Origin of the sequence: Streptomyces sp. P17 (genome assembly GCF_032436805.1) — a bacterium.
Classification (GTDB): Bacteria; Actinomycetota; Actinomycetes; order Streptomycetales; family Streptomycetaceae; genus Streptomyces.
Map to the genome: position 1 here is coordinate 15,563 of NZ_JAVRBF010000048.1, position 14,823 is coordinate 30,385.

Here is a 14,823-nt window from a genome sequence, read left to right on the forward strand (position 1 = left end):
AAGGTTCACGGTGCTCTTTCCCGGGCCCATCACGCGCCCATGGTGTTGATGTAGTGGGTCAGATCCTTGAGGTTACTGACGAGTTTGGCCCAGGTGCTCTTCGCCTTCTTCACGTAGTTGCTCTTGCCGATGAACCAGGCGTCCGCTCCGGGCGGCACGTTGCCGTGGATGGTGATCCTCATCTGCCCGCTCTTCAGATGGGTGAAGTAGAAGGAGATGAAGCCGGGGTAGTCCGGGTGACCCCAACGGGTGTCGAACTTCCAGCCGTTGGAGGTGATGCTCTTCACCTTGACCGGGAAAGCGATCTTGACTCCGGCGATCTTCACCCAGAGGTCCATCTTCTGGCCGACGTGGCTGAGCTTCTTCGCGTGCCCGCCGATCGGGAAGACCCAGTTGAAGTTGTCCCGGAACTTCTTGAAGTATCGGTTCGCCGACATGTGCGGGTTCCCGACGTTGTACTTCAGCCAGTAGTCGAACGTTCCGGACGTGTCGGTGCAGTTGACCGGGTCGCCGGAGCAGTAGCCGTAGGCGTTGTCGCCGCCGCCGGCCACCGGGTCCGTCTGGAGGAAGGTGCCGGTGGCCGGGTCGTAGCCGCGGGCGCCCATCATCAGCAGACCGCCGGGAGCGTCCGCGGCGCGCGCCGCGGTGCCCAGCCAGCCGTAGCGGCCCGTGGCCGTGGTGGCGTCGGGGGCGCCGTACTCGTCGTAGCGCTGCACCTGCGGCTGAGCGCCCGAGGCCAGCGGCAACCGGACGCTGATGTCGCCGTGGAGGTTGGACAGCTGGAGCACGGCGTCACCGCTCGCGCTCGTGACGGCGCTCAGCCCGCCGGTCAGGTCGCCGACGTTGCGGCCGACCGTGGTGGCGCTGCCCGCCAGGGTGCTGCCCCAAGCGGGGGTGTCCGCGCCGGAGCGATAGTGCTGGGTGGTGGTCGACGTCGTGCTCCAGGTGCCGTCCGCGGCCTTCGTCTCGGCCGTGACGCTCGCCTGGCGGCCTGCCACATCCAGGCCCCACGTGGTGCGCGCGGAGTCCTTGGTGACCTGCCGGACGGTGTCGCCCGTGTAGTAGGCGACCATCGTGCCGTCCACCCCGGTGGTGCGGCGGCCGAAGGCGTCATACACCGCCTTCGTGGTGGTCGTGCCCCGGGTGGCGGAGACCAGGCGGTCGGCGCTGTCGTAGGCGTACGACGTGCTGTCGGTCGATGGCGCGGTGGTCGAACCGCACGCCTCGGCCAGGGTGGAGGTGGTCAGGCCGGTGCGGTTGCTCCGGTCGTCCCCGAAAGCGTAGGCGCGTGTGGTGCAGGCCGAGCCGGTGTCGTCCTGTGCGGACGTCAGGTGGCCGGCGCTGTCGTAGTCGTAGCCGCTGACGATCGTGCCGCCGTCGGTCTGGGCGTGAGCGGCGAGCCGGCCGGCGATCGTGTAGTCGCCATGGTCGGCGAGGATCAACGTGCCGTTCTCGTCGGCGTACTCGCGGCCGGTCTCACGGCCGCTCGCGTCGTAGTCGACGGTGAGGGTGTTGCCGCCGGGCAGTGTCTCCTTCACGAGTTGCCCGTCACCGTCGTACGTACCGGTGAACGTGCCCGCGACCGAGTCGGTGACCGAGGTCGGCAGGCCCCGCGGGTCGGCCGCGGTGTCGTAGACGTACGTCGTGGTGGACGGGACGGAGTCGGTGATGGTCAGGGCCCGGTTGAGGGCGTCGTAGGTGGTCCGGGTGGTGTTGCCGGTGCCGTCGTCGTAGGAGATCTCGCGGCCGAGGCGGTCGATGGTCGAGGTGATCGTCCGCCCGCCCGCGGTGACCTTGGTCTCCAGCCCGGAGGTGCCGTACGTGATGGTGGTGGCGGGCATGTCGGTGCCGGTGCCGCCGGTCACGGTGGTGCCGAGGGGGCGGCCCGCCTCGTCGTAGGAGGACGTGGTGGTGCGGGTGACGCCGTTCGCGGTCTCCTTGACGGTGTCGGCCTGTCCCCAGCGCCCGTAGGTGAAGGACTTGGTCACCAGCTGCGCGGGATTGTCCCCGCCGCCGGTGATGGCACCGCCGGGGGTGATCGTGCAGACCAGGCCGGCCCACTCCGGGTGTCCGGCGCACTCGCCGTTGGTCGCCCAGTAGGCGGCCGTCGTGGTGCCCGCGCCGGTCGTGGTGGCGCCCGGCAGGGTGGTGCTCACCTGACGGCCCGCGGCGTCGTAGGCCGCGGTCGTGGTGATCGCCTTGCCCTGCGGGTCCTGGACCTCCTTGACGGCGAGGCCGGTGGTCCAGTCGTACACCGTGCGCACGGTCTCGGCGTCGGCGTCCGCCGGGTAGCCGTCGATCAGGGCCCCGGTGGTCTCGGTGGTGACCTGGTCGGCGACGGCGGCACCGGCGGGACGGTTCTCGTCGTAGGCACGCACCGTGTGCTCACGAGCCAGGACCTGAGTACCGGCCGGCAGGTCGGTACCGCCCGCGGGGGCGGTGGCCTTGGTGCGCAGTGTGACGGTGTGCAGGGGGCCGCTGATCTCCCGCTCCAGTGAGGTGCCGGTGGTGCCGGCGGTGAAGACGCTGGTGCTGGAGAGCATCAGGGCCGCTTCGGCGGTGCCTTCCGCCGGGGTGTTGGTGTCGGCACGGGCCTTGTCGAGTTCCGCCTCCAGCAGAGCGTCGGACGTGGCGGTCTTCCCCAGGGCGAGTTCGCGATTGGCGGCGGTCAGGTCTCGGACCAGGTTGCCTTCTGTGTCGTACTCGCTGGTGGAGATGTGACCGCCCGGCTCGGCTACGTTCACGGTGTTCATGTCGTCGTCGAGGTAGGTGATGGTGGCCCGCCGGTAGTCACCCGCCTTCAGGCCCGCACCGGTGTTGGCCGCGGGGACCTGGTCGACGGGGAAGACGGCGGTGGCCCGGGTAGGCAGGTCGGTCTGGCCCCAGGCGGCCACCGAGGAGGCGTCCATCGGGTAGGGCGCGGTGCTGCCGGAGACCGGGACCTCGTAGACGACCGAGGTCGTGGCCGTGCCGTTGGTGGTGCCGCTCGTGCCGGGTGCCAGCGTGGGCCGGGACGCCTTCAGCAGCCGGCCGGCCGGACCGCTCGCGTCGGTGCCGGTGCTGTAGGTGAGCGTCCAGGGCAGTTGACCCGCGGGGGTGTAGGTGACGACGCGCTTGGCGGCGTCGTAGGAGTACGTCTCCTTCTGTGCGGTGGGCACCCGCGGGTCCCACGCTTCGCGCAGCAGACCGTCCGTGTCATAGGCGTACTGGGCGACGACGGTGGCGGTGGCCGCGCCCGCACCCGGGTCGGTGGCCCACACCTTCACCTGCTTGACCTGGTCCTTGACGTTGCCGAAGGCGCCGCTCGCGGCGGTGGTGGAATCGGCGTAGACGAATTCCAGAACGCGGCAGCCCGCCGTGCTCGGCTTGCCGGCGCAGACGGTGTTGTCCTTGTCGACGGCCTTGTTGGGCGAGATCAGGTACTTGGGCCGGCTGAGCGTGCGGCCGCCGACGGTCACGGGTTCCACGACCACGCTGGTGGTGGAGTCCTCGGTGACCTGCTGGCTGGTGCGCAGCGTCCATGCGGTGGCGTCGGTGATCCGGCCGAACGTGGAGACGACGCCGGTGACGGAGTCCTTCAGTGTGAAGGTGTCCTGGTCCAGGGCGCCCGTCAGGGTCAGCTGGCCGGCGCCGGGCTCCGGGGTCCACGAGGTCGTGGTGCCGGCGCGGGTGAAGGCGATCGAGCTGCCGTCGGCGTTCATCAGGGACACCGAGGTGGCCGAGGTCTTGCGCAGGCTGGTGTAACCGACACCGGTGGTGGCCGTCACGGACGACACCCAGCCGGGGCCGAAGACCGGTGCCTGTCCCGCGCTCTCGGCGTCGACCGCCCGCGAGGAGAAGGTACGGGAGACCGACGCGTCGAACACCGAGGCGTCGTCGGCCGTCACGGAGAAGTCGCCGGTCAGCAGGTTGACGCTGCCGGGGCCGACGTTCTGCTGCGGCGCCGATCCGGCGGCCCGGTCCAGGGTGACCGACACCGGGATGCTGGACGCGGAGGAAGCGCCGTCGGTGAAGGTGGCGCGCAGCTGGACGGTGCCGTCGTCGTCCAGCGTGTCGTCCATGTGCCACACCAAGGGGGTGGCCGTGCCGCCAGTGACGGCGACAGGCCAGGCGCTCACGGAGGCCGAGCCCTTGGAGACATCGCCCACCGGGACGGTGTGCCAGGTGTCTCCGGTACCTCGACGGTACTCCCAGGTCGCGCCGGTGAAAGCGGCGTCGCCGGTGGCGGTGAGGTCGACATCGGCGGTGGTCCATGCGCCGTCGCGGGGCGCGGTCACACCGAGCGAACCGCTTCCGACACCGAAGGAGTACGCCGTCGTGGCGGTCGACAGGTTGCCGCCGGAATCGATGGTGCGGGCGCGCAGGACATGCGGGCCGTTCCCGGGGGCGACGGTGATCGTCTGGGTGTCGCCGCCGGTGCCGTTCGTGGTGTCCAGGGCCCGCTGGGCGAGCACCGTGGAGTCCAGGCTCCACTGGTAGCCGGCGCCATCGGTCGAGGAGGTGCCGAGCGTGCACGGCACACCGCCGGCAGCCTTGGCCGTCCAGACCCCCGCCGGGTAGGCGGCGCAGGAGATGGTCGGGGAGTTGGGCTTCGCGACGTTCGGCACGAAGTAGATGTACGACGACCAGGAGCCGTAGTCGGTGCCGTCGTAGCCGCGCACGCGCATCCGCATGTGCTGCGCGGGCAGGGCGCCGGAGCTGGGCACGGCCATGGTCGCTGTGCCGCCGGAGGCGACGTCGGCGCTGGTCACCGTGTACGAGTACGCGGCCTCGCTGCTGTACGCCGGGTCGTTGGTGATCTCGAACTGCGCCTTGACAGTGGATCCGTCGGCGTCCGTGACCTTCGCGGAGAGGGTTGGCGTGTACGTGGTGATGTACCGCTTGCCGTTGTAGGCGTTCACCGAACTCGGCGAGATCGCGAGAGCACTCGTCGTCGAGTACGAGTTGTACGTCACCGTCAGGTGCGGCTCCTGCGAGCCGTCCCCGGAGACGTAGTTCGCCGAACGGAAGCGCCGCCAGGTGAGCGAGTCGGTCTCGTCCGGCGACGCGAGGCGCAGGCCGTAGTTGGCGGACCCGTCCGACCATGCCTGGACGATGGCGTCGATGTCGAAGTTCATCGTGCCGGCCGGGCAGTCGTCGTTGTAGCCCTTGGCCGCCGTGCTGGTGACCGCACCCGTCGTGGTGGTCGTGGGCTGGTCGGCCCAGGTGATGTCCGAGGACGCCCATGACGAGGTGATCCGGCGCACCTGCGTGCCCGCGCCGGAGGTGGCGCAGGTCGAGGAGTAGTACGAGTACAGTGCCAGGTTGGTGTCGGTGATGTGCTTGCCCTTGAAGGCCGACACGTCGAACTTCAGGTATGAGCGGGCCTTGGTGGTGCCCGCGTCGTAGGTGCCCGACTTCAGCTCGGTCGAGGAGACCTGCGAGTCGGTGTAGTTGGTGGCCACCCACGTGTCCGTGGTCACCGCGAGGGTGGACGTCGGGTCGACCGTGACCGGATACGTGAGGTTCTGCTTGAAGTAGTCCGCGTCCGGGGTCAGGACGAGGCTCTGGGAGCCGTCGTCCGCGGTCTCGACCTTGGTGGCGACCTTCGCCTGGTACCTGGACTCGCCGGACTTGCCGTCCTTGGAGGAGTCCCACATCATCGGCGCGGGCGCCTCGGCGACCAGATTGCCGCCCGCGTCCTTCAGCAGCAGGTGTCCGGAGTCGGCCTCGGAGATCTTCAGACCGTCCAGCTTGACCGGGATCCGGTACGAGAGTTCTCCGTCCGGTGCCTTGTCCAGCACCACGTTCTGCGAGAAGCCCTGCGAGAGCGCCGTCACGGTCAGAGTCTGGCCGTCGCCCAGGTCGTAGGACGCGGTGTCGTCCTTCACCTCCGGCTTGGGCAGCGTGTCGCTCCAGCCCATCTCGAAGGACTTCTCCCCCTTGGCCACTGACGCCAGGGACTTGTCGCCGCCGTCCGACACCTTGATGTCCGCTGCCGCGACCTTCGGCTCGAGCGACGAACCGGTGTCGGACAGCGCGGTGTCGATGTCGCGCCACTTGCCGTCGAGCTTCTGCCTGACCGGCCCGGCATACGCCGCGGTCTGCAGTTCTCCGGACGGCAGCGCCCAGGTCGTGGACGTCGCCGTGCGCTCGGACGTCACCTCGATCTTGCGGTCCTGGAGACGGGCCATGAGGAGGGCGGCATCCACCGAATCAGCCGTGGACGCGGCCTCCTTGGTGTCGGACGAGGCCGCAACAACCCCACTGGACGCCTCACCGGTCGGCAGGGCGAAGGCCGCACCCGATCCGACCGAGACCAGCGCTGACTGGGCCGCCAAGGTGGTCACCAGGCCGAGAGCTATTCGTCTCATGCCTATGGGCGCCGCAGTAGCCCCCCTGAGAGACGGGACTGCCCGTCTCCCCTTCTTGCTTCTCACTACATCTCCCGATTTCTCTTGCACTCTGCGCGTAATGGTCACTTCCGGCACAGACGGCTCACCCAACACGCAAAGAGAGCACACAAGTAACTTGCAATCGGGAACGGTACGAGAATGTGATCAAGGAGGGCATCGAAGCGGTCAATGAGGATAAATAGACCTAAGACGGAAACAAAGCCCCTAGTCAGACGCCGCTCCCGAGGGACACCCTTGCCCGTCAACCCTTCCCAACTTGAGGTTGCAATACATTTGCAACGCACAACTTGCAGTTGCATCACGGAAGTTGAACCACCGTCACTTTGAGCCGTCGAGCCCAGCGCTCCAGCCGTAGATCGTGATCTTGCTGCCGTCGCTCTGTGGCTGTGGCTGTTGATCGGTGGTCATCGCGGCTTTCGGCCGCTCTCGGGGGTGGGTGCGGGTGTTGTGGGTGCCGTTGCGGGCTGCGGGGTTCGAGCTTGGTGCGCGCGGAGCGAGGCCGTCATAGTCGTGCGGCTGCGGGCGGCTTCGGCGCGGCGGTTGGGTACGGGGTTGCGGCTGGTGTGCTGGATACGGGTGATCAGGACGCGGGCGGGTTAAGGAGACCGCGAGGCTGTCGTCGACCATTCGTGCTGACGGCGTCCTTGAGGCTGTCGATCACGATGGTGTCGGCCCGGTGGGCGGCGGCGAGATCGGCGAGGAGGTCGGGCTCCTTGTCCAGGCTGGCGGGCAGCGGGCCCTGCCAGACGACGAGCCCGTCGCGCAGGATCTTCTCGTCAGTCTCGAAGACCCGACGGGCCATGGCCTTGGCAATCTGCTTCGGACGGTCCATGGCCAGGTAGAGCACCCGCCTGCTCGGGGCAACCGGCATCTCCAGGACCGTCTCCGACAGACCGAGGCGGGCGAAGACCACCTGATGGGCCAGGGTGGTCTTACCGACCCCGGGAGCGCCGACGATCATCAGGCTCTCACCCGGTGCCCAGACCGTCTTGTCGCACGTTCCCCACAGGGGTTCGGCGCTCGCGCCGGTCTCGCTGACGAAGGTCCATCCGTCGGTGGCGAAGCGGGACAGGCGCCCCTGTCCCGAGGCGAGCGCCCGCTCACGCTCGACGCGCACCTCCGCCTCGATCTCGCTACGGATCTCGTCGGGACCGGCGCCCGGCTCCTGGGCGCGCTGAACGGCCCGCACAGCGGAGGCATGCAGACGGCGGAGGTCGGCCTTCTTGCGGATGATCTCCGCGTGGTGCTCCGCGCTACCGGTCCCGTAGAGGGCGCCGGCGAGCTGGTGCAGATAGCTGGGACCGCCAACACGCAGCAGATCGCCCTGCTCCTGGAGCAGCTCGGTCAGGACGATCGGATCGGTCGGCCTGCCCTCGCGGTGCAGAGCGAGCAGCGCACGCCAGACCGTCTCGTGCGCGGGCCGGTAGAAGCCGTCCTCGCCCAGGATCGGCCGGACCGCATCGATGACGTCGCTGTCGTGCATACAGGCTCCGAGCACCGCGCGCTCGGCCTCCACGTTGAAGGGAGGCTCAGCCTGCCCATCATGATTCGGCGCTTGGCCGTACTCGAAGTGGGATGGCGTATTCGGTTGGGTGTCGGTCATACTGGGCATCAGCTCCTCTGCTCGCGGGCCATACGGGACGGCAATCCCGGCCACGCGGGTCGATCGCTAGGGATGGCGGTTGAGAGGTTTGCGCTTGGCCCCCGGTGACAGCCGGGGGCTTTTTGCATGCGGCGCTACGTCGGGTGAGCCGCGGGGACTCCTTCGGGTTCATGGGGGTGGGGCTACCACTATGCCACATGAATTGCCAATCGCAGAAGTGCTCTGCATCTCGCAGGAGGCATGTTACTGTTTAGGGGTCACTGCGCATGGCAGTGCATTGCTACGAACGGAAGGAGGTGGCCGTGACCGACGAAGACCCCCCGCAGGGCGTACTGCTCAGCGGCGAGGCGAACGTCGCCGTGCGCATCAAGCTCGAGCGCGAGGCGCGCGGCTGGAGCACCAACGCCCTGTCCGACCGCCTGAACGAGGCCGGTTTCGAGATGAACCCGTCGGCGGTCTGGCGCATCGAGAACGGCAAGCGCCGCATCAACCTCGACGAGGCCATCGGCTTCGCCGAGGTCCTCGGCATCGACCTGCGCAACCTCGTCGGCCCCCCGCAGCTCGCCGCCCAGGCCCGCGCCATGGAACTCATCGACGCCGTCGTGGACGCGTTCCGTGAGACCCAACGCGCCAACGCCGCCTACACCCAGGCACGCGACGCCCTGGACACCTACCTCGCCGAGCACCCCGACATCCGCGAGGAAGCGGACGTGATGGTCTCCAACGCCATGGCCGAGGCGTCCACCAAGCACCTGCTGGAGACGTACGGGCCGCCGCCCGCCCAGCGCGGCGACGACGAGCCATAGCCTCCCCTCTCAGCCCACTCCCGTCCTGGGCCGCAAACCCCCAGCACGGGCACATCACCCCATCCCCCAGCAATCGACCGGCGGACCGGTGTTGCCGCACCCATGCCCGCCAGAAGAGGACCCACCCCTTGCGCCAACCCGCAATACCCTCTGCCTCCGCATTGACCCCGCGCCCGAACGCCGCCCTCCCTCCCCGTGTCCCACCGCCGTGTTCCCGCCCACCCGGCGGTCACGGTGGCGCGGTGCGGGAGGTTCGGCTCTTTGACTGAGGACGAGTGGCTGCGCCGCGTAGAGGCGCAACTCCCCGACCGCGACGATGAGTGGGTCGACGACCTGCTCCGCATCTTCGGCATAGACCGGTCGTGAACCAGCGAAGCCGGGTCCCCAACAGACAAGGGGGACCCGGCTTCCATCTGTCACCTGAGCACCGGCTCGATGTCCGCCGGATCGAAGATCGGCCCATTGGACGCAGGCTTGATGATGACCGCACGGAAGACCTTGAGGACGGCGGCGCGCTGCTGCTCGATCGCCAGGTTCTCCCACCGCCCCCGTATGTCGATGGGCCCCGCCGCGAAGGTCGCGGCCTCGGCACGATGCAGAGCTCGCTCCCGGTGCAGCTCCGCGATCTGCTTCTCCAGGTCCTCGGTGAGCGCGATGTAGCGGGAGGCCGACATGCGCTTCTCCTGCCACGCCTGCTTGAACTCGGCCATATCCCGTTCCAGGGAGGCTAGTTGCTCCTCCTTGGTCCATTCCGGCGCGCGCTCGCGGACGCTCGCCAGCGCCTTGTCCGAGCTGAGGAACACGGCGTTCCTGATGAGACGGTCGACCGGTTCTCCGGCCCGGGCCACTCCCCCGCAACCACCGTCGTTCTTGCCGGGGCACGCGTACTTGAACTGCGATGACGCCTTCGACTTCCGGTACGACGGGAAGGCCCGCATCTTCGTACCGCACCGCCCGCACCGGGCGATGCCGGAGAGCAGGTACTTGGTGGCGTTGTCCCGTGGGACACGTCCCTCCGACTCCCGCTTGACCTTCTCTGTCAGCAGGTACCAGTCGTCGGGAGTGATGATCGGCTCCCAATCACCGACGACGGGAGCACCGCTCTCGTCCAGGAACAGCTCGCCCTGGTGCATCCGGTAGCCGCAGATCCGCGGGTTCATCAGCATCCGCTTGATCTTGGAGTCGTCGAAGACGCCGCCGCTGTGCGACCTGACCCCCTTGTCCCGCCAGTCACGCGCGATCGAGGCCCAGCGGACGCCACCGAGAAAATCCTTCACCGCCGTGCGGAGGTTCTCGGCCTCTTCCGGCACCAGCGTCCTGCGATCCTCGCGGTTCCATCCGTAGGGCGCCCGACCACCAGGGAGTTTGCCCTTCGCCGCCAGTTCCAGGTGCTTGCGCTTCGTCCGCTTCGACGTGTCCGCCGAGGACTTGTTGGCGATGGTGACCTTGATCCGCGCGATGAACCGGCCGTTCTCCGTGGACAGGTCGATGTCCGAGGCCGACACGGAGTCGAAGACGAGGTGACGCTTCCGACGCTCGGCGTCCTCGTACTCGTCGATCCACGCCTCCAGTTCACGCGGCTGACGCGTGAAGCGGTCGATGTCCCAGGCAACGACCCCATCGATCCGCCCGGCCTTCAAGTCCTCCAGCATCTGCCGGAACTCAGGACGTACCGTCTTGCGCTTGTACGCGGAGAGGTCGTTGTCCTCGTAGACCTTGGCGACCTCCCACCCCCTGGCAGCACAGTGCAGTCGGCAGTCCTCCTCCTGCCGCGCGACGCCAAGCCCCTCGGCCTCGTCGTCCTTGCTGATCCGGGTGTAGATGCCCACCTGAATGGCCCCGGAGGACCCCCGTCGTGCTGCCATGCGCCGGATCGTCGCATATCACGATCAGGTACATCAAGCGCCATTCTCATATCCACCCGATCCACGGCCGATATGCCGCGAAGGCGTCCCGAACGTCCGTCCCCAAGTGGCAGACTGATTGCATGACGACGCACAAGAACCTGCTCGGCGGCCCGGACCCGACCTACCTGCCGGAGAACGAAGAGGCGTACCGCCTCCTGGGCGAGGAGTCCCAGGCGCCGGCCGAGGTCGCGGCGAAGCACCCCACGTTCTCGCTCGCCTGGGCGATGCTCGCCGACGACGCCTTCGAGGCGGGGCGAGTTGTCGAGTCGTACGCCTACGCGCGCACCGGCTATCACCGCGGTCTGGACTCGCTGCGCCGGGCTGGATGGAAGGGGCATGGCCCCATCCCTTGGGACCACCGGGCCAATCGCGGGTTCCTGCGCTGCCTCGCCGCCCTCGCTCGTGCCGCGGGCGAGATCAACGAGAAGGACGAGACGGAGCGTTGCTGGCAGTTCCTCAAGGACAGCAGCGCCGAGGCGTACACCGAACTGAAGCGGTAGTCACCGCAGTTGAGACGTCTGTGCCGCCGTCACTCAGGCAGCGACGGCGGCACGGAATGCAGAAATTGAACGATCACATGTAGCACCATTCTCCTGGACCGCGCCGTGGCCCTTCCAGCCGTTGCGGCGCAGGGCGTCCAGGCCGCGGTGGTAGCCCGTACGGGCATAGGCGTACGACTCCACGACGCTGCCCCGCTCGAACGCGTCGTCGGCCAGCTGTGCCCAGGCCAGGGAGGACGTCGGGTACTTCGCCGCGACATCGGCCGGGGCCGTGCCGGACGCGAGGAGCTCACGGGGCTCCGGGTCGTCGGGGAGGTGGGTCGGGGGCGGGCCCCCGAGGAGGTTCTCGTGCATCGTCATGGGTTCCAGTCTGGTGCATCCGCTGTCCGATGCGCCCCTTGGCCCGTTCCCCTTCCAGGGGCGGCGCCGTGATCGAACCATGGGTGAGGCATTCGGGCCGCCGGCAGTCCGGCGGCAGCCGTCGTACGGTCGCGAAGGCCAGGGCGGAGCCCGCCACGAGTACGGCCGCGCACCAGATCATGGCCTCGCCGAAGGATTCGTCGAAGGCGTCCGGCGAGCGGTAGGCGTCCTCCCCCATCCCGGTCAGCAGAGGCAGAGCGGCCACGGCGACAAGACCCGCGGCGCGGGCCGCCGCGTTGTTGATGCCGCTGGCCAGACCCGCCCGCGCGACATTCACGGAGGCCAGGACGGTGGCCGTCAGCGGAGCGACCAGGGTGACCAGGCCGACCCCGAAGACGAGGACCGCGGGCAGGACGTCGGCCACGTACGAGGCGTCCGGGCCGACGCGCAGCATCAGCAGCAACCCGGCCGCGCTCACCAGCGGCCCCACGGTGAGCGGGATGCGCGGGCCGATCTTGTCGGCCAGCTCACCGGAACGGGCGGAGAGCAGCAGCATCAGGACGGTCGGCGGCAGCAGTGCGGTGCCCGCGGCGAGGGCCGAGTAGCCGGAGACGACCTGGAGCTGGAGCGCGGCGAGGAAGAAGAACCCGCCGAGGGCCGCGTACACGCACACGGTGACCAGATTGACGGCGGTGAACTGACGGGACTGGAAGATGTCCAGCGGCATCATCGGGTCGGGGCGCCGCTTCTCGACGTACACGAAGGCGATCCCGAGGGCGACGCCCAGGGCCGCCGAGATCCAGTCCGACTCGATCAGCGCGTACGTCACCAGCCCGAGCGCCAGCGCCCCGAGCGCCGCGCCGAGTACGTCGAAGCGGCCGTGCTTGGTGCCGTCGCCGGACTCGGGGACATGGCGCAGGGCGACGGGGACGCACAGCAGCGCCAGCGGCACGTTCAGCAGGAACACCCACCGCCAGCCGGGCCCGTCCACCAGCCAGCCGCCGAGGAACGGTCCCACGGCCGCCCCGATCCCGCCGAAGCCGGACCACAGGCCCACCGCCCGGCCGCGGTCGTCGGGGTGGAAGGAGGCCTGGATGAGGGCGAGGGAGCCGGGCGTGAGCAGCGCTCCGCCGATGCCCTGGAGGGCGCGCGCGGCGATCAGGATCTCGGCGTTCGGGGCGAGGCCGCACAGCAAGGAGGCCACGGCGAACCAGATGACGCCGATGACGAAGATCCTGCGGCGGCCGTAGCGGTCGCCCAGGGAGCCGCCGAGGAGGATCAGACCGGCGAGGGCGAGCATGTATGCGTTGATCGTCCACTGGAGGGCGGAGAGGTTCGCGTCCAGGTCCTCGCCGATCCGGGGGAGGGCGACATTGACGACGGTCGAGTCCAGCAGGGCCATGCTGGAGCCGAGGACGGTGGTGAGCAGGATCCACTTGCCCTGCGGAGAGGCGATCCGGACGTCGGGCATGCCCCCAGGTATACAGCGAGCCCGGCGCCGTAGACAGGCGCCGGGCTCAGGAGTGCACTGAGGGAACTACTTGATCCTGGTGCCCGTCGAGCGCAGGTTGCCGCAGGCCTCGACGACACGCGCGGCCATGCTCGCCTCGGCCAGCTTGCCCCAGGTGCGCGGGTCGTAGGCCTTCTTGTTGCCGACCTCGCCGTCGACCTTCAGGACGCCGTCGTAGTTCTGGAACATGTGGGCCGCGACCGGACGCGTGAAGGCGTACTGGGTGTCGGTGTCGAGGTTCATCTTCACGACGCCGTTCTCCAGCGCGGTGGCGATCTCCTCCGCGGTGGAGCCGGAGCCGCCGTGGAAGACGAAGTCGAACGGGCTCGTCCTGCCGTACTTCTCGCCGACGCCCTGCTGGAGGTCCTTCAGCAGCTCGGGGCGGAGCACGACGTTGCCCGGCTTGTAGACGCCGTGCACATTGCCGAAGGAGGCGGCCAGCAGGTAGCGGCCCTTCTCGCCCAGGCCGAGGGCCTCGGCGGTGCGCAGGGCGTCGTCGACGGTGGTGTACAGCTCGTCGTTGATCTCGTGGCTGACGCCGTCCTCCTCGCCGCCGGTCGGGGTGATCTCGACCTCAAGGATGATCTTCGCGGCGGCGGCGCGGGGCAGCAGCTCCTGGGCGATGGCCAGGTTGTCCGCCAGGGTCTCGGCGGAGCCGTCCCACATGTGCGACTGGAACAGCGGGTTGCCGCCGGCCTTGACGCGCTCCTCGGAGACCGCGATCAGCGGGCGGACGTAGCTGTCCAGCTTGTCCTTGGGGCAGTGGTCGGTGTGCAGCGCGATGTTGACGTCGTACTTGGCGGCGACGATGTGCGCGAACTCGGCCAGGGCGACGGCGCCGGTGACCATGTCCTTGCTGTGCTGGCCGCCGAGGAACTCCGCACCACCGGTGGAGATCTGGACGATGCCGTCGCTCTCGGCCTCCGCGAAGCCGCGCAGTGCAGCGTGCAGGGTCTGGGAGGAGGTCACGTTGATGGCCGGGTAGGCGAACTTGCCTGCCTTCGCCCGGTCGAGCATCTCGTTGTAGACCTCGGGGGTTGCGATGGGCATCTGTCCGCTCCTTGTGATGTGCGGGTTGCGTTCTGCGTACTTACGGCCCTGACCTAGACCTGGGAGGCGACATCATCGTCGTCGGGCCCATCTTTCCAGACGAACCGGGATGCTCCGAGAGCTGTCTCAGCCCGGACTTCAGTCCAGTCCGAGCTCGTCCTTGGAGTAGGCGAAGCGGTAGGGGACTCCCGCGCCGGCCTCGATCTTCTCGGCGGCGCCGGTCGCCCGGTCGACGATCGTCGCGACGGCCACCACCTCGGCGCCGGCCTCGCGCACGGCCTCCACGGCGGTCAGCGGGGAACCGCCGGTGGTGGAGGTGTCCTCGACGACGAGCACCCGGCGGCCCTCGATGTCCGGACCCTCGACCCGGCGCTGGAGCCCGTGTGCCTTGGCGGCCTTGCGGACGACGAAGGCGTCCAGCTTCCGGCCCCGGGCCGCGGCGGCGTGCAGCATCGCCGCGGCGACCGGGTCGGCGCCCATGGTGAGCCCGCCGACCGCGTCGAAGTCCAGGTCGGCGGTGAGGTCGAGGAGCACCTGGCCGACCAGGGGGGCGGCCTCGCCGTCGAGGGTGATGCGACGCAGGTCGACGTAGTAGTCGGCCTCCAGACCCGAGGAGAGGGTCACCTTGCCGTGCACCACGGCCTTGTCCTTGATCTGCTGCAGCAGCGCGCCACGTACGTCCGTCATGCCGA

7 protein-coding genes and 2 pseudogenes are annotated in these 14,823 nt (G+C 68.9%); 2 read left to right on the forward strand and 7 right to left on the reverse strand.

Annotation, left to right across the window (positions count from 1 at the left end):
- Window positions 1-29: 29 nt before the first annotated feature.
- Window positions 30-6,353, reverse strand: a complete 6,324-nt coding sequence (locus RMT89_RS27960) for a DNRLRE domain-containing protein (RefSeq protein ID WP_315886554.1) — start codon at window positions 6,351-6,353, stop codon at window positions 30-32.
- A gap of 627 nt (window positions 6,354-6,980) precedes the next feature.
- Window positions 6,981-8,007, reverse strand: a pseudogene (locus tag RMT89_RS27970) (DnaB-like helicase N-terminal domain-containing protein); the annotation flags it as partial.
- Window positions 8,008-8,264: 257 nt separating this feature from the next.
- Between RMT89_RS27970 and RMT89_RS27975 the strand changes: the two are divergent.
- Window positions 8,265-8,804: a helix-turn-helix transcriptional regulator gene (locus tag RMT89_RS27975; RefSeq protein WP_315886555.1), complete on the forward strand. Its 540-nt coding sequence runs from the start codon at window positions 8,265-8,267 to the stop codon at window positions 8,802-8,804.
- Between the two features lie 416 nt (window positions 8,805-9,220).
- On the opposite strand, the gene RMT89_RS27980 is transcribed toward RMT89_RS27975, so the two are convergent.
- A complete protein-coding gene (locus RMT89_RS27980) occupies window positions 9,221-10,669 on the reverse strand; it encodes a recombinase family protein (RefSeq protein WP_315886556.1) in 1,449 nt (482 codons plus the stop codon).
- A 122-nt stretch (window positions 10,670-10,791) separates the two neighbouring features.
- On the opposite strand from RMT89_RS27980, the gene RMT89_RS27985 reads away from it, so the two are divergent.
- Window positions 10,792-11,211: a DUF3151 domain-containing protein gene (locus RMT89_RS27985; protein WP_315886557.1), complete on the forward strand. Its 420-nt coding sequence runs from the start codon at window positions 10,792-10,794 to the stop codon at window positions 11,209-11,211.
- A gap of 96 nt (window positions 11,212-11,307) precedes the next feature.
- Here RMT89_RS27985 and RMT89_RS27990 read toward each other — a convergent pair.
- The 4 genes and pseudogenes from RMT89_RS27990 to pyrE form a co-directional block, all read right to left on the reverse strand.
- A pseudogene (locus RMT89_RS27990) lies at window positions 11,308-11,571 on the reverse strand (DUF3151 domain-containing protein); the annotation flags it as partial.
- Complete coding sequence (locus RMT89_RS27995) at window positions 11,501-13,042, reverse strand: MFS transporter (RefSeq protein WP_315886558.1); 1,542 nt, start codon at window positions 13,040-13,042, stop codon at window positions 11,501-11,503. The gene RMT89_RS27995 and the pseudogene RMT89_RS27990, both read right to left, overlap by 71 nt.
- A gap of 66 nt (window positions 13,043-13,108) precedes the next feature.
- The gene (gene fbaA, locus RMT89_RS28000) at window positions 13,109-14,131 is read right to left on the reverse strand and encodes a class II fructose-bisphosphate aldolase (RefSeq protein ID WP_315886559.1); all 1,023 of its coding nucleotides are present in this window, start codon (window positions 14,129-14,131) and stop codon (window positions 13,109-13,111) included.
- Window positions 14,132-14,269: 138 nt separating this feature from the next.
- The gene (pyrE, locus tag RMT89_RS28005) at window positions 14,270-14,818 is read right to left on the reverse strand and encodes an orotate phosphoribosyltransferase (protein ID WP_315886560.1); all 549 of its coding nucleotides are present in this window, start codon (window positions 14,816-14,818) and stop codon (window positions 14,270-14,272) included.
- Window positions 14,819-14,823: the final 5 nt, after the last annotated feature.